General features: G+C 63.4%; 17 protein-coding genes. 10 read left to right on the forward strand and 7 right to left on the reverse strand.

Annotation, left to right across the window (positions count from 1 at the left end; translation table 11 throughout):
- Window positions 1-78: 78 nt before the first annotated feature.
- The 6 genes from AB4Y40_RS26885 to AB4Y40_RS26910 all read left to right on the forward strand — a co-directional run bounded on the left by AB4Y40_RS26885 (window position 79) and on the right by AB4Y40_RS26910 (window position 7,258).
- On the forward strand, window positions 79-756 hold the full coding sequence (locus AB4Y40_RS26885) for a heavy metal response regulator transcription factor (protein WP_368690409.1): 678 nt from the start codon (window positions 79-81) through the stop codon (window positions 754-756).
- A complete protein-coding gene (locus tag AB4Y40_RS26890; protein WP_368690410.1) occupies window positions 753-2,159 on the forward strand; it encodes a heavy metal sensor histidine kinase in 1,407 nt (468 codons plus the stop codon). Before AB4Y40_RS26885 ends, AB4Y40_RS26890 begins: the two co-directional genes overlap by 4 nt.
- Window positions 2,160-2,320: 161 nt before the next feature.
- Window positions 2,321-2,608 (forward strand): hypothetical protein, encoded by a 288-nt coding sequence (locus AB4Y40_RS26895; protein WP_368690411.1) that lies wholly within the window; start codon window positions 2,321-2,323, stop codon window positions 2,606-2,608.
- 1 nt (window position 2,609) lies between these two features.
- Window positions 2,610-3,662: a multidrug transporter subunit MdtN gene (gene mdtN, locus AB4Y40_RS26900; RefSeq protein ID WP_368690412.1), complete on the forward strand. Its 1,053-nt coding sequence runs from the start codon at window positions 2,610-2,612 to the stop codon at window positions 3,660-3,662.
- A complete protein-coding gene (locus AB4Y40_RS26905; RefSeq protein ID WP_368690413.1) occupies window positions 3,643-5,679 on the forward strand; it encodes an FUSC family protein in 2,037 nt (678 codons plus the stop codon). The genes mdtN and AB4Y40_RS26905 overlap by 20 nt, the downstream gene beginning before the upstream one ends.
- On the forward strand, window positions 5,666-7,258 hold the full coding sequence (locus tag AB4Y40_RS26910; protein ID WP_368690414.1) for a TolC family protein: 1,593 nt from the start codon (window positions 5,666-5,668) through the stop codon (window positions 7,256-7,258). The genes AB4Y40_RS26905 and AB4Y40_RS26910 overlap by 14 nt, the downstream gene beginning before the upstream one ends.
- Before the next feature lie 18 nt (window positions 7,259-7,276).
- On the opposite strand, the gene AB4Y40_RS26915 is transcribed toward AB4Y40_RS26910, so the two are convergent.
- Window positions 7,277-7,630, reverse strand: coding sequence for a DUF4148 domain-containing protein (locus AB4Y40_RS26915; RefSeq protein WP_368690415.1), 354 nt, complete (start codon window positions 7,628-7,630; stop codon window positions 7,277-7,279).
- 346 nt (window positions 7,631-7,976) lie between these two features.
- Here AB4Y40_RS26915 and AB4Y40_RS26920 point away from each other — a divergent pair, with 346 nt between their 5' ends.
- Entirely contained in the window at window positions 7,977-8,756 is a 780-nt protein-coding gene (locus tag AB4Y40_RS26920; RefSeq protein WP_368690416.1) for an alpha/beta hydrolase, read from the forward strand.
- A 131-nt stretch (window positions 8,757-8,887) separates the two neighbouring features.
- Here AB4Y40_RS26920 and AB4Y40_RS26925 read toward each other — a convergent pair whose 3' ends face one another.
- Window positions 8,888-9,280 (reverse strand): hypothetical protein, encoded by a 393-nt coding sequence (locus AB4Y40_RS26925; RefSeq protein ID WP_368690596.1) that lies wholly within the window; start codon window positions 9,278-9,280, stop codon window positions 8,888-8,890.
- Window positions 9,281-9,646: 366 nt separating this feature from the next.
- On the opposite strand from AB4Y40_RS26925, the gene AB4Y40_RS26930 reads away from it, so the two are divergent.
- From AB4Y40_RS26930 to AB4Y40_RS26940, 3 genes are all read left to right on the forward strand, one after another.
- Window positions 9,647-9,889: a hypothetical protein gene (locus AB4Y40_RS26930; protein ID WP_368690417.1), complete on the forward strand. Its 243-nt coding sequence runs from the start codon at window positions 9,647-9,649 to the stop codon at window positions 9,887-9,889.
- Between the two features lie 659 nt (window positions 9,890-10,548).
- Window positions 10,549-10,716, forward strand: a complete 168-nt coding sequence (locus tag AB4Y40_RS26935; RefSeq protein ID WP_368690418.1) for a hypothetical protein — start codon at window positions 10,549-10,551, stop codon at window positions 10,714-10,716.
- 822 nt (window positions 10,717-11,538) lie between these two features.
- Window positions 11,539-12,012, forward strand: coding sequence for a DUF3224 domain-containing protein (locus AB4Y40_RS26940; RefSeq protein WP_368690419.1), 474 nt, complete (start codon window positions 11,539-11,541; stop codon window positions 12,010-12,012).
- A 104-nt stretch (window positions 12,013-12,116) separates the two neighbouring features.
- Here the strand turns inward: AB4Y40_RS26940 and AB4Y40_RS26945 are convergent, their stop codons facing one another.
- The 5 genes from AB4Y40_RS26945 to AB4Y40_RS26965 all read right to left on the reverse strand — a co-directional run bounded on the left by AB4Y40_RS26945 (window position 12,117) and on the right by AB4Y40_RS26965 (window position 17,169).
- The gene (locus AB4Y40_RS26945; protein ID WP_368690579.1) at window positions 12,117-12,617 is read right to left on the reverse strand and encodes an FAD-dependent oxidoreductase; all 501 of its coding nucleotides are present in this window, start codon (window positions 12,615-12,617) and stop codon (window positions 12,117-12,119) included.
- A gap of 9 nt (window positions 12,618-12,626) precedes the next feature.
- Window positions 12,627-13,079 (reverse strand): nuclear transport factor 2 family protein, encoded by a 453-nt coding sequence (locus AB4Y40_RS26950; protein ID WP_368690420.1) that lies wholly within the window; start codon window positions 13,077-13,079, stop codon window positions 12,627-12,629.
- A 517-nt stretch (window positions 13,080-13,596) separates the two neighbouring features.
- Complete coding sequence (locus AB4Y40_RS26955) at window positions 13,597-15,264, reverse strand: phospholipase C (protein ID WP_368690580.1); 1,668 nt, start codon at window positions 15,262-15,264, stop codon at window positions 13,597-13,599.
- Window positions 15,265-15,862: 598 nt separating this feature from the next.
- Window positions 15,863-16,627, reverse strand: a complete 765-nt coding sequence (locus AB4Y40_RS26960; RefSeq protein ID WP_368690421.1) for an inositol monophosphatase family protein — start codon at window positions 16,625-16,627, stop codon at window positions 15,863-15,865.
- A gap of 140 nt (window positions 16,628-16,767) precedes the next feature.
- On the reverse strand, window positions 16,768-17,169 hold the full coding sequence (locus AB4Y40_RS26965; protein ID WP_368690422.1) for a response regulator: 402 nt from the start codon (window positions 17,167-17,169) through the stop codon (window positions 16,768-16,770).
- Between the last annotated feature and the right edge of the window lie 141 nt (window positions 17,170-17,310).

Here is a 17,310-nt window from a genome sequence, read left to right on the forward strand (position 1 = left end):
ATCACGCCTGGCTGGCATAGGGGCGCAAAACGAGCACAGAATCAGTGACACGCGCATGAGAGTGCAGGGATCGACGCCATGAAAATCCTCGTCATCGAAGACGAAGCCAAGACCAGCGAGTACATCCAGAACGGCTTGACGGAAGCCGGCTACGTGGTGGACGTGGCCACGAACGGCATCGACGGGCTGCACCTCGCACAGGAGATGGCTTACGACCTGATCCTGCTCGACGTGATGATGCCGGAGATGGACGGCTGGACCGTCATGAAGAAGCTCGGTGCCCGCATCAAAACGCCAGTGTTATTCCTGAGCGCACGCGGCACGCTCGAAGACCGGCTCAAGGGCCTCGATCTCGGCGCCGACGATTATCTCGTCAAGCCTTTCTCGTTTGCCGAGTTGCTGGCGCGCATCCGCATCATACTGCGGCGCGGCCAGCCACAAAAGCAGGAGGAGCAGGTCTTCGAAGTCGGGGATCTGCGGGTCGACGTGCCGAAGCGGCGAGTCGACCGGGGCGGCGTGCGCCTCACGCTCACCAACAAGGAATTCAACCTGCTGGCGTTCTTTCTGGAGCATCAAGGTCAGGTGCTGTCGCGCGCCCTGATCGCTTCGCGCGTCTGGGACATGAACTTCGACAGCGATAGCAACGTGGTCGATGTTGCGGTGCGCCGGCTGCGGCAGAAGATCGACGACCCGTTCCCGATTCGTCTGATTCATACGATTCACGGCGTGGGATACCGTTTCGAGTACGAAGCATGAAGCGGCTTTCGCTCACCACGCGCCTTGCGGTGTTATACGCGCTCATCGTTTTTACCGCGATGGCGTTGCTCGGCACCTTGCTGTATCGCGGGCTGGAGCGGCAACTGATGGTGCGCGACGACGCGGCGCTGGTGACGCGCGTGGACCAGCTTCGCACGCTGATGAACGATGTCGACGTGCGCGAGCTGATACGCGACAAGCCCCATCTCTTCGCGAACATGCTCGGCAATACGGAATCGCTGCTGATCGTGGGCTTTCCGGGTGAAGCGCCGCTCATTACGGTGAATCCCGGTCACCGGGCGGTGCCGGACATGAAGCCGGTGCCGGTGGATATGCCGCTCACGCTGGGCGCGGTCCAGCATACGGTTGCGGCCGATGGGACGCCGTTCATCTACGTCGCCGCTGCGGCGCACGACGTAGCCGGAAAACAGGACCTGCAGATCATCTCCGGCCGCTTGCTGACCGAGCGCACGCAATTGCTGCGGGCATATCGGAACCAGATACTGCTATTCGCCTCCGCCGGCGCAACTATCGTCGCCTTGCTCGCTTTCGTCCTCGCGCGCCGCAACATGCAGCCGTTGCGTGTGCTCGCGGCGCAAACCGGGGCGATCGGCGTCAGCACGCTTTCGACGCGCATCGAGCAGCGCGCCACGCCGCCCGAACTCGACGCACTGATCGCCGCATTCAACGGCATGCTCGACCGGCTGGAGCGCGGGTTCACCCAATTGAAACAGGTGTCGGCCGACATGGCGCATGACCTGCGCACGCCCATCGGCAATCTGCTCGGGCAGACCGAAGTCGGCTTGAGCCAGACGCGCGACACCGCGTATTACCAGCGGCTGCTCGGCTCGAATTACGAGGAATTGCAACGTCTGTCGAAGATGATCGACAACATGCTGTTTCTCGCGCGCACCGAGCAGGCCGATAACGCCATCGAGCGCAAGGACCTGCCGCTCGCCGTGGAGTTCGAGCGCATGCAGGAGTATTTCGAGGGTCTCGCGGAGGACCGCAACGTGAGCCTCGAGTGGCGCGGCGAAGGCCACGTATGCGCGGATCCGGATCTGCTGCGCCGTGCGCTGGGCAATCTGCTTGCGAATGCCTTGCGCTATGCCGAACCGGGGACGGCCATCTCGACCGTGGCGCAGCAAGGACCGGAGGCGACGACGCTCCATGTCGAGAATCGCGGGCCGACGATCGAGCCGCATCATCTCGAACGGATCTTCGACCGCTTCTATCGGGCCGATCCGTCACGGCACCGCTCGTCGGAGTCCAGCGGGCTAGGGCTTTCGATCGTGCGCAGCATCATGTTGCTGCACGGCGGAACGTGGCAAGCGTCCAGCAGCAACGGCGTGACGCGCTTTACGCTCGTGTTCCCGCGGCAGCGCGAGCGGCTGGGCCAGTAGGCGCCCCAGGGGCGGCGGCTCGACAAACCGCGCTATGATGGGTTGCCTTGAATTGGGGAATGCGGGACGCAACCCGTCGATGCGCGCGTGGGTTGTTCGTACGAGTGGAATTCAGCATCTATTCCAGTCATGAAGCCCAGTCATGAAGCGTAGAAGAAGCGATGAAACAACGTACATGGCCCAGACTCGTTGTCGTTTGTTCATTCCTGGCTTTCATGCCGCTTGCGGGTTGCGCGGCCCGCGGCGCGCCGTCCTGGTCGCTCTTCGGTGCGTACTTTCCGTACTGGCTCGTGAGCGCCGTGATCGGCATCGTGGGCGCGCTCGTCGCGCATCGCGTGTTCATCTCGACCGGCTGGATTCGCGTGGTGCCGTACCAGCTGTCCGTCTGCACCGCGATCGGCATCGTCGCCGGGGTGCTCGTCTGGCTGTGGGGAACGGGGCAGCTCTGACATGAAAATGGCCGGCCAGAATCCTCGACATGCATGGAAGGGCCGCGCGATCGCCATCGTGATCGTCCTGCTCGGCGCCGCGGCGCTCTGGTACGCGTATGAGCGGTCGTCGCGCTATCCGTCCACCGACGACGCGTCGATCGACGCGGACGTCGTCCACGTCGCGTCCCCCGTGGGCGGCCGCATCATACGCGTGCCCGTGGAGGAGAACCAGCATGTTGCCAAAGGCGACGTGCTGTTCGAAATCGATCCGGTGCCGTACCGGCTCGCGGTCGCGCAGGCGCAGGCCGAAGTCGAGCTGGCGCGCGCCGCGCTCGCCACGCGCCGCCGCACGCTGATCGGCGAGACCTCGAACGCGACGATCGCGGCCGACCAGACCCGTCGTGCGACGCACAATTACGACCTCGCGACGCGCAGTGTCGACCGGCTGCGGCCGCTCGAGGCGCAAGGCTATGTGTCCACGCAACAGCTCGACCAGGCGGTCGTGGCGCAGCGCGATGCGAGCGTCTCGCTCGCGCAGGCGAAGGTGCAGCAGCGCTCCTCGGCGCAGACGATAGGCGACGACACCGACGCCATCGCGGCCTTGCACGCGCGCGAGGCCGCGCTGGCCATCGCGCAGCGCGCGCTCGACGACACGGTCGTGCGCGCGCCGTTCGAAGGCTACGTGACGGGACTGACGATCCTCGCGGGCGAGACGGTCGCGCCGAACCAGTCCATCTTCACGCTGGTTCACTCGGGCGAATGGTTTGCCGTGGCGAACTTCCGCGAGACGGCGCTCGGCGCCATCGAGGTGGGCGACTGCGCCACCGTGTACTCGATGATCGACCGCAGACAGCCGATGAGCGGCAAGGTGATCGGCATCGGCGCCGGCATCATGGATACGGACCGCGTGAACCTGCCGCGCAGCCTGCCGTACGTGCAGCAGTCGGTGAACTGGGTGCGCGTGGCGCAACGCTTCCCGGTTCGCGTGCGCATCGACGCGCCGGTCAACAAGCTGGTGCGCATCGGCGCCAGCGCGATCGTCGAGGTCCGGCATGGCCAGTCTTGCCGCTGACATCAGGCGGCCCGGTCCGCGGGAAATCGCCAGGCTGCTCGCGCCGTTTCCGGGCCGCGCCGCGATCGTCACACGCATCGCGCTGATCTGCGCGCTCACGGTGCTCGTGACGGTCGGCTACGGCACGCCCGATGCCGCGACGGCCGTCTATATCGTGTTCTTCCTGAACCGGCCCGACCGCATGACGAGCGTGGTCATGTCGTTCGCCTTGATGCTGCTGGTGACCGTGATCATCGGGATCGTGATGATCTTCGCGATCTTCACGATCGACCAGCCGCCGCTGCGGGTGGCGAGCATGGCGCTCCTGTCGTTTGGACTGCTATTCGCCACGTCGGCAAGCAAGCTTCGTCCGATCGGCGCGATCCTGGCGATGATCGTCGGCTTCGGGCTCGACGAACTCGGCCTCGCGCCGCTTGGCGAAGCGGCGACGCGTGGCCTGATGTACGCATGGCTGATGGTTGCGATTCCGATCGGCGTGGCGATCGTCGTGAATGTCGTGATCGCGCCGTCGCCGCGCCGGCTTGCTACCGCGCAGCTTGCGCGGCGCCTGAGGCTCGCTGCGCGCCGCCTCACGGGCACGGCGACCGATGAGGAGCGTGCCGCATTCGAAGCGAGCCTGCGCGAGGGCGACCATCAGATCCTCACGTGGCTCAAGCTCTCGACGCTCGAAGGCACGTTGGTGCCGGCCGACGGCGCGGCGCTGCGCCAGGCGGCGGCGTCCACGACGGCGATCCTGGTCGCGACGGATTTTGCGGCGAGCGAGCCCGGCGCGCGCCTGCCCGACGCATGCACGGCGCAGCTTGCCGAAACGATGACGCAAATGGCCGCGATGCTGGAGGCGGGCGGCTATCCCGTGGATGTCACGCTCGACGTGCCGGACCTGCCCGAGGGAGCCGCGCTGCCAGCGCTCGTGCTCGCCGACCTGCGCGCCGCGCTGGAGGGCTTCGCGGTGCCGCCTGCAGAAGGCGCCGCCGCGCCGGTTCCGGCTTCCGAAAAAGCCGCCGAGGCTCCTGCAAGCAGCGGCTTTTTCGACGCCGATGCCTTCTCGAATCCCGATCACGTCCGCTACGCGTTGAAGACCACGGCGGCGGCAATGTTCTGCTACGTGCTGTATCAGCAGCTCGACTGGCAGGGCATTCATACGTGCTTCATCACCTGCTATATGGTGTCGCTCAGCACCACGGCCGAAACCGTCGAGAAGCTGACCCTGCGCATTGCGGGCTGTCTCATCGGCGCGTTGTTCGGCACGGCGGCGATCGTGTTCGTCACGCCGCGATTGACCTCGGTGGGCGAGCTGATGGCGCTGGTGTTCGCCGGTGGCTGGCTGGCCGCGTGGGTGGCGATGGGGTCCGCACGGATCGCCTACGCGGGCATGCAGATCGCGTTCGCCTTCTTCCTGTGCGTGATCCAGGGCGCGGCGCCCGCATTCGACCTCACGCTCGCGCGCGACCGCGTGATCGGCATCCTGATCGGCAACGTCGTGATCTATCTGATGTTCACGCGCGTCTGGCCGGTGAGCATCGCCAGCCGGATCGACGCGACGTTCAAGACGCTCGTGGCGCAATGGAGCCGCATCGCGCGCGCCGCGGACGCCCGCACGCGCCGCGCGCTCGCGGCAGGCGCGCTCGCCCAGTACGGTGGACTGCGCCAGGATGTCGGGCTGATCCATTACGAGCCCTCGTGGGTGCGTCCCGAGCCGGAGTGGGTGGCGAGCCGGCGGCGTGCGCTTGCGGAAATCGAGGCGCTGGAGGCGCCGCTGGTCCTGGCGGCAGGGCGCGCGGGCGCGTCGCGGCTGGGTGAGATCGCCGAGCGCCTCGCTGCCGGCAACGACACGCAGGGGCAAGCCGCACATCATGCCGCCGACATGCAGACGCGAGACGCCGGGGCCACGGAGGACCGCACGGCCGACCCCGCGCTCGATGCGCTCCAAAGCGTCATCGCCCGGCGGTTCCGACAGATCGCCGAGATCACACGCCCAGCTTCGGCCACGGAGACGACGACCGATGCGCGCCCCTGAACCGACGCCCCGGCTCATCGTATTGGCCGCCACGCTGGCTGCCACATTGGCTATATCGGGACTCGAGGGTTGTGCGACGTCGTCGATCGATCTTGCACCTGCCGCGCCGGACCGCCCCTGGCCGCCGCAGACGGACGCCGGCGGCAACATCGTGCCCGGGCCGCCGCGCAGTGCCAGCGAGGCGACGCAGGCGGGCTACACGTTGCCGCGGAGCGCCGCGCTCGCTTCGATCGAACCCGCGGCGGCGCTCGATGCGAACCACGCGTACACGCTGCCCGAGCTGATCGATCTCGCGGAGTCGACGAACCCGCTCACGCGCATCGCCTGGAACGACGCGCGCAATGCGGCGCTCGCAGCGGGCATCGCGAAGACCGCCTACTTGCCGCAGCTCACCGCCACCGCCATGGGCGGATACGAGGCGGCGAGCGGCGCGGCATCGACGCCGCTGCTCGGCACCACATCGACCAACTCGAACATTCACGGCACGGTTTCGGTGCTCTCGCTGCAATGGCTGCTATTCGATTTCGGCGGCCGGCGCGCGCACCTCGACGCGGCCAAGCAGCTTTCCGTGGCGGCGAACGTCGCCTTCACGTCGGTTCACCAGCACGTGATCCACGACGTGAGCATCGCGTACTACACGTATGAAGCCGCGAACGCGCGGGAGCATACCGCGCAGCAGGCGCTCGACAACGCGGACGGCATTCTCAGCGCCGCGCGCGCACGGCGAAAGCAGGGCGTGGGCACCGTGGTCGAGGTCGCGCAGGCCACGCAGAACCGCGCCCAGGCCAATCTCCTGAAGGTGCAGGCGGACGGCGCGCTGAGCGACAGCTATCTGAGCCTCGTCTCCGCGCTCGGTATCTCGCCGTTGTCGAAACCGCTGATCGCCCCGTTGCCGACGCGTACGCTCACGCCGGCGTTGCACCAGAGCGTCGATGAGATCGTGGCCGATGCGATTGCGCGACGGCCGGACGTGCAGGGCGCCTATGCGCTGGAACAAGCCAACCAGGCGAAGATCCGCGCGGCCGAATCCGCCTTCATGCCGAAGATCTTCCTCTCGGCAGCGGCCGCGTATGGCACCGGCACGACGTCGATCACGGCGATTCCCCCGGTCGGCGATCAGGCGGCGACGGTGAACCTGAACGGCAGCCGCCGCAGCGGCAGTATCTTCCTCGGCGTGACGATTCCCCTGTACGACGGCGGCTTGCGTTCCGCCGTATTGATGCAGGCGCGCAACGATGCGGACAGTGCGTCCGCGCAATTGACCCATACGAGGCAAGAAGCCGTCCGGCAGGTCGTTGCCGCGCAGAACGGGCTTTCGACTAGCCTCGCCTCGAACGACGCCGCGAAGGCGCTGGTCGAGGCCGCGCAGACGACCTACGATGCGGCGTTCGCCGCGTACCGGCACGGCGTCGGTACCATCACCGATGCGCTCCTCACGCAGAATCAGCTGCTCGCCGCGCAGAACGCCTATGCCGACAGCTACAGCGCCGCGCTTTCTGCCGCGGCAACGCTCGCCCTGGCAACGGGCGAGATCGGCTCGCCGTCCATGGAAGGCGAGCCGTTTCAACAGGATCACTAAATACCGTTCGCCGGCGATTCAGCTGCCAAAATACGTCATGCAATAACTGGCGGGGCCAACACAGGTGGACGGTGCGGGCGTATGCGTACGCGAACCCGCAGCCGAGCTGCCCGCCATCGATACGCCACCCATGTCGTGTTGCGCCGAATCCTGCGCGTATTGTGCAGCTGCCACCTTGGCCTCGGCGGCCTGAATGTCAGCCGGATAGTCGATGTCGTCGCCGCGGCCCGGGCTGTAGCCGGCTTGCTCGACACGCACGAGATCCGCACGCACTTCGGCGCGGGTCAGCGGTTGAGTGGACTGCGCGAAGCTATATGCCGGGACGGCGACCGCAGAAGCTGCGACGAGAATGCTGAGAAGAAGCCTGGACATGATCAATACTCCTATATACCCGCAGAGCGGACGAGTCGGGAAGGAAAGCCGCAGCATCGACTGTGCATGGACGCGAAGACAGGCTTAGGAACGGGCGACTTGAAACATGGCTAAGCGAGGCAAGGCGTTACTGCGTGGTTGCAGTGTAGGTAAGCGATCCGGTCGCCAAGGTTACCCAGTCATTACAAGAAAATAACGAATCTTCCGTCCCTTTGATTCGATGCCCCGGCGCCGGCACGTCATTTTTTCGTAATGACCGGGTAACCCTCCCGTTCGAGGCGGCTTTCTAGACTGGCCGTGTTGTCAATCGATTCGTACTCACATCGCGTCATTCCGAGGAGCTGCCATGTCTTTCCCTTCTTTCCGATCTGCCGTTGCCCATGCAGCAGCGGCGCTTTGCCTGGTTGCCGGCGCCGCTACGACAGCGCAGGCCGCGCCCGTCAAGAATGTCGTCCTCGTGCATGGCGCGTTTGTGGGCGGCGCCGGATGGCGTCCGGTCTACGACATTCTCACAAAGGACGGCTATAACGTGACGCTCGTGCAGGAACCGCTGACGTCATTCAAGGACGACGTGACGGCGACGAAGCGCGTCATCGATAGTCTGGACGGCCCGTGCGTGCTCGTCGGCCATAGCTACGGCGGCGCCATCATCACGGAGGCGGGCAACGACGCACACGTGAAGTCGCTCGTCTACATTGCCGCGCATGCACTCGATGTCGGCGAGACCGAAGTCTCGAATGGCAAGCGTTATCCGAATGCGACGCCCCACGAGGACATCGTGAAGACAGCCGACGACTATCTGTACCTGAAACCCGCCGATTATCCGCGCGATTTCGCCGCCGACCTTCCGATCGCGCAGGCCGAATTCGAGGCCCATGAACAAATGCCGACCGCGGCAGGTGTATTCGCGTCGGAGATCCCGGATCCGGCGTGGAAGATCAAGCCGACGTTTTATCTGGTCGCGAAGGCGGACAAGATCATCAACCCGGACCTCGAACGCATGTACGCGAAGCGTGCTCACGCGCAGACGGTGGAAATCGATGGCGCGAGCCATTCGGTTTATGAGTCGCATCCGAAGGAAGTCGCCGCGTTGATCGAGCAGGCGGCTCAGCAGCAGGGGCAATGAGTCGGCGTGCGCGCGTCGGACCGTCGCCGTCGCTCGCGGGATGAATCCAGCGCCCGAAAGCGCGGTTGCGCCAGGACTCAGTCCCGAAGCGTCTCAAGGGGGAGCGTAAAATTGCGAGGTGAGGTCCACCCTCACATCGGCGGCACCACGCCGTCCTTTTCGACCACGACGCGCTGCGCAAGGCGACGCGCCCGTCCTGCGTATTCCTGGAGCTTGTAGACGCAGTCCAGGTAGGGTGCGTCAGCCGACGTTCCCACGTGGGTGCCGAACCTCCCGCTGTTGATGCTGACGTCTTCCCTGGTGCCGCTTTGGCCTGGAAGGACGATAGCGTTGTCAGCAATTGCCGTACCTTTGAATGGCTCCGCCTGCGGCATGAACGTTGCTGTTTTTTTTACGGAACCGCTATTGGAGTATGAGATGAGACACAGCATGACAGGGATTGCGCTTGCGGCGCTGGTGGCACTACTGTCCGCAGCTGGATGCAAACGCGCCGACAATACCAGTGCCCAGAGCGGCACGGGCATGAGTAGTTCGCCTGCTGCGGCAAGCAGCGCTGGCGGTGCCAGTCAGTGAGGAAAGGCGCACCCCTTTGGGATGTATTTTCAGCGGTGAGTCGAGCGACGTCAGCCTCCGGACGATGCCACGTCGCTTCGGCCGTGTGCGGCCGGTGAATCTGGCTGGTACAAGTTGCAACGGGGCTGCAGGTCTTACAAGGGCGTAGCGGTGCTGGCCGGGGCGTTCTGGCCGGTGCCACTGCCGGCGCGAATGCCACCAACGCTGAATATGGGCGGCGGAGTTCAACGATTGGTGCGCTCGCGCATGACGGATGCCCGAGACTGGCCGGCATTGAAGCCATTCTGTTCCGAAGTGCTTCCCCATCGAGGGACCCTATGAAAACCGAACACGTTACCGAATACCGCGGTTGGCTGATCCGGTCCGTTGTAACGCCCGCTGAAAGCGGCCGCTGTAAGGCGGCTGCCATCGTGACGGACCATGCGGGTGAAGCCAGGACGCTTGGCGTCGACGGCGACTTTGCGCAGGCCGATGACGGTCTCGTCCAGGCGACAGAACTCGCGATTGCATGGATCGACCAGCGTCACGTCGTATCCGCTCGCTATGTGCGCCACAGGTAAGCCGGAATTCTCCCGGCGAATATTCGCCCCGCAGCGCGTATTGCCTGTATCGCCCCATCCTCACGCGTGCAGGCTCAGCTTGGGTCCAATGGACGCGGGATCGCGCGTCATCGCTTCTGCAACCATGGTCATGATCGGCGCCTTCCGGTTTTGACGATGTCGGCCAACGCAGGCGAGCATCGCTCGTTCCAGACGCACGCGGGCGCATTCGGAGCGCCTGAACCGGCGAGAAGTCGTGCGCCTCGTCAGGACCGCAACGTTCACGCTTGCGGCGCCACGGACACGCTTCAGGACATACGTCAATCGGGTGGTGTTCTCTCCGTTCGTCGGAGTTCGAGCAGACCATGACAGCGCAACAGCGCAGCCGAAAACAACGTAGCCGCTCCCAAGCGAGCCGATCCCCTCGGGAAGTGCGATCCGGGTCGATAACAAATACGTATCGACGCGAAGCCGACATCGCGGCGTAGCCGGCATGCGCGATGCTAGACAAAGGCTGACGAGGTCATCAGCCCGCCTGAATTCCTGCGCTTCCTGCAATGCCGGAATAGGCGGTTTTCAATTTATCGGAACGTTTCCGTCCCTGGTAACGAAGTCCTCGCCAGTCGGCGTGAGACCCCGAAGCGATGAAGGGCAAATGTTGCCTTTTACGGAGCGCGAAGATGAAAGTCAGGATCGCCAACGAAGGAGATGCGCCCATCTCGCTGATTGTGGATGGCGACGAAGAACTGCAGGAAACGGTCGAGGCGGGTGCGGAGTTGCTCGTGGATGGCGACCAGGTCGAACTAAGGGATCCAGAGGCCGGACAGTACATGCTTCCGGACGAATGACGCATTAACCTGCATGTTGCGTGTGGCCCATGTCCCGGAATCCATCCGCTCGAACGGCCTGGCGTGCGTTGCTTTTTGGCCATATTTTTGTCAGGGAGGACATCCTATGAAAGCAGGTAGGGCGGTCTTCATTTCGGCTGTTCTGTTGGCAACGGGCTCAAGCGGTGTCGTGCTTGCGCAGCGGAATCCGGACGCGGCAAGCGGCGGGACCGGAAACGGCAACGCGTCAGGCGTCCCAGGGAACGCTGTCGTTGGGCCAACGGCAACCACGAATGTGCCGGCCAGGTCGACCACATCGCGTGAGGAAACACTGGGGAAGCACCATACGCACGCGAAGAGGCCGATGACGACAGAAAGCAGGGCAACGAACGCGGGCAGCAACTCGAACGGACAATGACCATGCCCGTGTCGCGAGATGGTAGCTATGCAGGAGCTAACCATGTATTCAGTGGGTGAATACTTCGTGGAATGCGTTGCGAACCACGTACCCGGTGACGGATGGACAGCAACAGCTCGCATCTCCCGTAAGGAAGACTGGCGGAAGTTAATCGAAACGCCGAAAGCGGTATTCGCACTGTCGTTTGATCATCCTACGAAGCGGGACGCCGAACGCGCCGCTATCCGGTGGGCTCGCGAGCGCGTCTCCAGACACGGTGACGCTATTGAAATGGCCCTCAACGAATGCACACGGACGTTGCAAGACCGGTTCCAGGCCCGCATAGGGCACAACTAATGGCGATCTCACTACGGCTAGCCGGAAAGAGTTCGTACCGTGCGGCAATGGGGCGACGCTTTGCTACTCGGCCGCATTGGAAAGGGGCTATGATGCGTCGCGGAACTCATACATTGCTGGCGACTGCGAAAGAAACCGGCGCAGGCTTCACTGGATCAAGCGCGGCGGCGTACACCCACGCGGCGGTAACAGTCACTGTACGGGAATCCGAGGCAAAGCCCTACGACGAATCCGTGATCCCGGCGTTGGTAGAGGTCAACATCGACGAAACGTTTACCGGAGATATCGAAGGCGACTCGCACGCTCGCGCCTTGCAGGTTCGACACGACGATCAATCTGCAAGTATGGTCAGCGTGCAGAGAGTCCGCGCAAAACTGGGGGAGCGCAAGGGCACCTTCGTGCTGCAGGGCTCCGAAAATATCGCAAACGGCAGGATCACGGCGACATGGTTCGTTGTGCCCGGCTCGGGGACCGGCGCGCTTGCCCGATTGCGCGGCAGGGGCGGCTTTGAGGGCGCATTCGGAAAGCAGTCCGAGGCAACGCTGGACTACTGGTTTGAATGATTTCACCCTGCAGGCGTGATGTTCGCGGCTCCGTCAAGCATTTCGCTAATCACGCGATCGGCCGCCAAATGCCTGCAGCCCGGGACTCCCGATTTCCCGGTTGCTCAGTGCAGGCGCACGTCCGAATCGAGCCCGGTGAGCAACGCCACCATGGCGTGCGCCGACGGGCCAAACTTCGTGAGGCCCGGTATCAGGTTGTCACGCAGGAGGCCGACGAGGTCGGCCTCCTGGCGCAGCGCATCGAATTGCACGCCGCGTTCGGGAACGACGCCGCGCTCGCGCAAGGCTTGCGCGAGCAGTGCCTCGCTGCGAGCCTGCGACAGGATCGTCATTCCGTAGCGCGGATGCGCGCCAGCGAACTCGAGTTCCGCAATCAGTTTCCAGTCCTCGTAAAAGCGCGTGCGGTGGATGGCGCGCCCTTGCGCGACCATCGCCTGCGCGACGCCCGTGGACTCCAGCAGTTCGAGCGCGCGGGGATTGACGACCTGTGCGCGCGATTCGGTGGCAGCCTGCGGCGCGGCATCGACGATGCGGGTGCGCATGCCCTGGTCAGCAAGAAAAAGCTTTAATGGAGGACGTTCAAGGTCGCTCTCAGGGAAAGTGATTCGGGCCCGCTAGCGGCGCCCCTTGTAATACGCGTCAGCCTTGATCACTTCGACGCCGCGCCAGCCCCAATACACGCGATGGCGACTGATCCGGCCGTTCTCAATGTCCATCGCTTCAACAAAGTCCATTTGCTCGCCGTGGGGCGTCGCACGCGGATATTCCCATATCAGCCGGCGTCCATTCGTAAAATAACCGTCGCGATGGAACGAGCGGGCATCAGGTTTGCGTGGCGCCGCGCTGTCAAGCAGTGAACGGATTCGCTCGCGCCCTTCAAGGACACCGTCGCTGCCGCCGAGCAGGTGAGGAACGAGTGGGCTTTCGAGGATTGCCTCCGGTGCATAGAGCGCGATCATCGCGTCGAGATCGTCGGTCGACCATGCGCGGTCCCATTGCCGATAGATGCGTTCGACCTCTGCGGCCACATCGGGCGGCAGGTCTGTTCGATTCAGAATGTCAGTCATCGTGAACTCCGATTGAGCGGCGCCCCGACGAGGTGCGTGTCAGCTAGCGTTGATCAATGATCGCCACGCGTGCCTCGTTCCGGCACCTGCGGCGCGCGGAGCAGGCTGCAAGGGCCTGATTTTCGCTTCTCGCCGCAATTCAGGAGGCGCGCATCATCTGATCCTGCCAGCCGCGACTCTCACTGCAAGGAAAGGTGCGGAACGCGTACCTGACGCCGGAGACATTTGATCCCGGGCATGTATCACGAAGCAGCTCTCACAAAGCTTGGCTGGTTTGAGTGCGCGCTGACTCGCACGTCAGTCCAGACGCGCCTGGAAGATGCCGGCCCTTCGAGTTCTTTTCTTGCCAGCATTGACCCGCGTTCTGGCGGCGCTAGTCGCCCTTGCCGGACGATGACGCGCTGTTCAGGGCCGGCGATGCCCGCAGGTAACGAAGATGCGTCGCTACGGACACCGGAACTTTGGGCGAAAGCATGCGCATGCCTACCGTCGTGTGGAGATCCGCCGCATTCTGACGTTAGGTCTTCTGAGGCTTGTTGACCTGAAGTCCCGTCTGCGGATCCAGAAACAGCCTGCGTTGAGAGAGGGCTTCGCCGTCGCGGCTGAAATCGAACATGCCCATGATGCTGCCGGCCTTGCTGTCGAACGATCCGCCGCCGATGCGTTCTCCGTCGAGCCAGTTGTCCTCGATGAAGCGAACGATCGACGACTGGTCGATTAACGTATGGTCGACGTAATTCTCCTTTGCCCAGGGTGAAATGACGAGAAACGGAATGCGTGCGCCCGGGCCGCAGCGACCGTTCACGGGCTTACCGTTCAAGCCATCCTGCGCCGGGCCGGTACCGCACTTTCCCTGGCCGTTCAGGCGGTCGGCGACCGAATCGTATGACGCGCTCGTCGGCGACGCGTACGCATGGTCGTACCAGCCATCCGAGTCATCCCACGTTACGACGATGGCGGTGCTGGTCCAGTCCGGCTGGCGCTCCAGGAAGTTGACGACCTGGGTGATGAATACCTGTTCGTCGAGCGGATCTGAATAGCCCGCATGACCGTCCTGGTATGCGGGGGCCTTGAGAAAGCTCACGGCCGGAAAGTTCCCGGCGCTCACCGCGGCAAAGAAGTCGTCGCAATCGTACTGATGATTGGCGGGGTCCGGAGTTCGGCCATCTCTTTCCAGCGTATGCCCGATCGCCTCGATCGAACTCGGGCGCAGATGCTTCGGGTTCGACGTCGACGCGTAATACTGGAACCAGTTATGGTGTGGGATGTAGTCCGCCGTGGCCGCACCGACGACTGCCGATAGCGTGCTGCGCCTGCACCCGGTCGTGCCGTTGCTGTTCACGGTCTCGAGATTGAAGCCGCCCATGAAGCCGCCCCACGAGATATTGCGGGCATTCAGGAGGTCGCCGATATTTCGGCCCGTCATGAGGACGGTGTCGCGCTGGCTCGAGCATTGGTCGAAGGCAGGGTCGACGTCGTCGATCAGCGTGAAGCCGCCCTGTCCGTCGTTCACGTAGTAGGAGCCCGGGGCCGACGGCTGTTTCGTCGTGCGCACGGGCTTCACGCCGTTGGTTTGACCCGAGACCACCTCCAGGGCACCCGGCGTCGAGGGGCCATAGGTCGATGTCCATGCGTTGTCGCTCATCGCGAAGCGCTGCGCGTAATTCCATAGCGCAGTGACCGTATTGCCGTCGTAGTAGCCCATCACCTCGCCAGGCTTTTCGGCTATCCCGTCGTTCGTACCGTTACCCGTGTAGCGCGGAAAGAGGTCGACCGCACCGTTGTCGTAGGCTTGTTGTTCCGCCGCGTACGCGTGCCTCTGGTCAGCGGTGACCGGCTGCGTACGGTCAATACGAAACGGGTTCGACGCGCCCGCACCATTGGCTGGATTCGCGGCATTCGGATTTCTGTAGAGCAGGGTGTGCGAAAGGCCATTCACTTTGGGCGTGCCGGGTCGCGCGTTGAACGGCGGCTCATCAGAAGGATTCGCCGCATATGGATAGGTCGCGAAGTAATGATCGAACGAAACGTTCTCGCTATAGATCACAACCAGATGCCTGATCGGGGTGGCGGTATGTAGGTCATATGGCCGATTCGTCTGATCGTTGTCGCCCGCACTCCACGCAACTGAGAATGACAATGCCGCCGCTATGAGCAGACCACGTGCTAGATGACGCCAACGCATATACGACTCCTGGCAGGTTTTGCTTCTTGATTGAGCAATGGAGGTTCCCACCTGCCGTGCAGGCGATGCGGGGCGGCTGGCCCGGAGCGGGGGAGACACTTCTGGTCTGAGGTCCAGGACAGACCGTGGCCAGGCACCGTCGTCTCTGCGAGCCACGGTTCGGCTGAGCACCTCATCGAGCGGCGCCAGCGATGAATGCCCACCCCGCAATATCATCGGCCAGCCCGGCCGCACCAGGCGTCAGCCTGCCGCTGGGAGGCGAGCAGGCCGAAAGGTCCGATTGCCTCAGCACAAGACGCTCTGCAGTTCCGCCGTGACGTCGATGAACCACACCAGCACTTCCATATGCCGCGAAATTCTTGCTTCCCAGGCATCAAGAACGAGCATCGTTAAATGAGGTACACCGGGGGTATGCGATATTCAGCGCAGATGCATGCGAGCAACGCACGCTGTTCTGCGAGCGGTACTCCGTTGTGCCGAGCTATCACGACAGTTGCGCTGTTATCCGGCCGCCGTACCCGGCGGCGGCCGGGGCGCCTGGAACACGCTGCCGCTGCGGTTTCGCTGTTGTTGGAGACGGTGCACCTGCTCGAGGCAATCATTGGCCGAGGAGTCGAAGCGCTTCGGCGTGGAGCAATGGAGTCGCCGCCGCGATGACCGTGCCATCAAAACGTCTATCGACAGGATGACCTGACCATGTCGTCACGACGCCGCCCGCGCCCTCGACGACGGGTATCAGCGCCATGACATCGAACATTTCCAGTTCAGCTTCCACAACAAGGTCAATGTATCCGGAGGCAAGCAAGGCATAGCCGTAACAGTCGGTGCCAAACCGTGTGACCGAAACAGAGCGCGACAAGGTCGAAAAGGCTGCTGAAGCTCTGCCGGCGAAGATCTGCGGGTCCTTTGCGCAGAGCCGCGCATCCCGCAATTGGGTACACGCACTGACACTGCACGGTATGCCGTTCAGAACGGTGCGATTACCGTCGCCTATCCAGCGCTCGCGTAGTACGGGGACTTCAATCATGCCGTAGCGGGAAAGTCGTTCTTCAAGCACCGCTACGAGTGTGCCGAACAGCGGCAGGCCCGCTACGAAGCTTTTTGTGCCGTCGATGGGGTCGATCACCCAGGTTGTGCCATCCCCAGACTCTCCACCTTCCTCTTCCCCCACAATGCTGTGCGATGGATACCGTGAAAGGATGTGTTCCCGGAGACGTCGTTCAATCTCGCGGTCCGCTACCGTGACGGGCGTGTCGTCGGACTTCGCGGAGACTTCGAACTTCGTCCTGAAATACTTTAGGGCGAGCGTACGGGCTTCATTTCCGAGCAGTTCGAGAAGCGTGCAGGCGTCCATCGGCGACATGTTCGATTCCTTCACTTCACAGCAACGCACCGACCGTGTCCATCGAGCATGTGTGCAACGCGAAGACGTTGCACGGCGAAGCTCCCTGCTGGCTTGAACGCGCCTTGGGACGTCGCGCGACAAGGTGGTTCGCACGCTACTCATGCTGACGGGATCCGTGTATCGACGTTCCGGAATGATGTGCGCGCTGCAACTGCATGAGCGCCACAACACTGACCCGGAACAGTCGCATGCGCGGACATAGGAATGACCGACATCTGCTCGAATTCCGGTATCGCTCTGATTCTGCGAACCATTTCGACGCCATCGATGAACGGCATCGTTACGTCAGAAACGATCCCCCGGGGACGGGCGCCGGGAAGAATGCCCAAGGCGTCACGCCCGTTTCGTGCGGCAGCGACCTCGTAGCCTGCAACGTCAAGGACTGCGCCCAGGGCGTCCCGTTTGGATGTGTCGTCGTCGACCAGTAGTACGCGAGTCATACCGTTCACCCTAACCCAGGTGAGCCGGCTGCCGCATATTCTGTTCCTGCCCCCGTTCATTCATGAACCCGCGCCATTGGCGGAGCCGGAGTATCCACGGACAGAATTTTCGGCGAACTCTCGCCAACTCAACCGGCTTCTCGACTCACGGTCAGCGTTAAGGATAGCGAACCACAACAAGCCGTCGCGACGCTGATGGAG

The sequence above is a fragment of the Paraburkholderia sp. EG287B genome (assembly GCF_040965595.1).
Classification (GTDB): domain Bacteria; phylum Pseudomonadota; class Gammaproteobacteria; order Burkholderiales; family Burkholderiaceae; genus Paraburkholderia.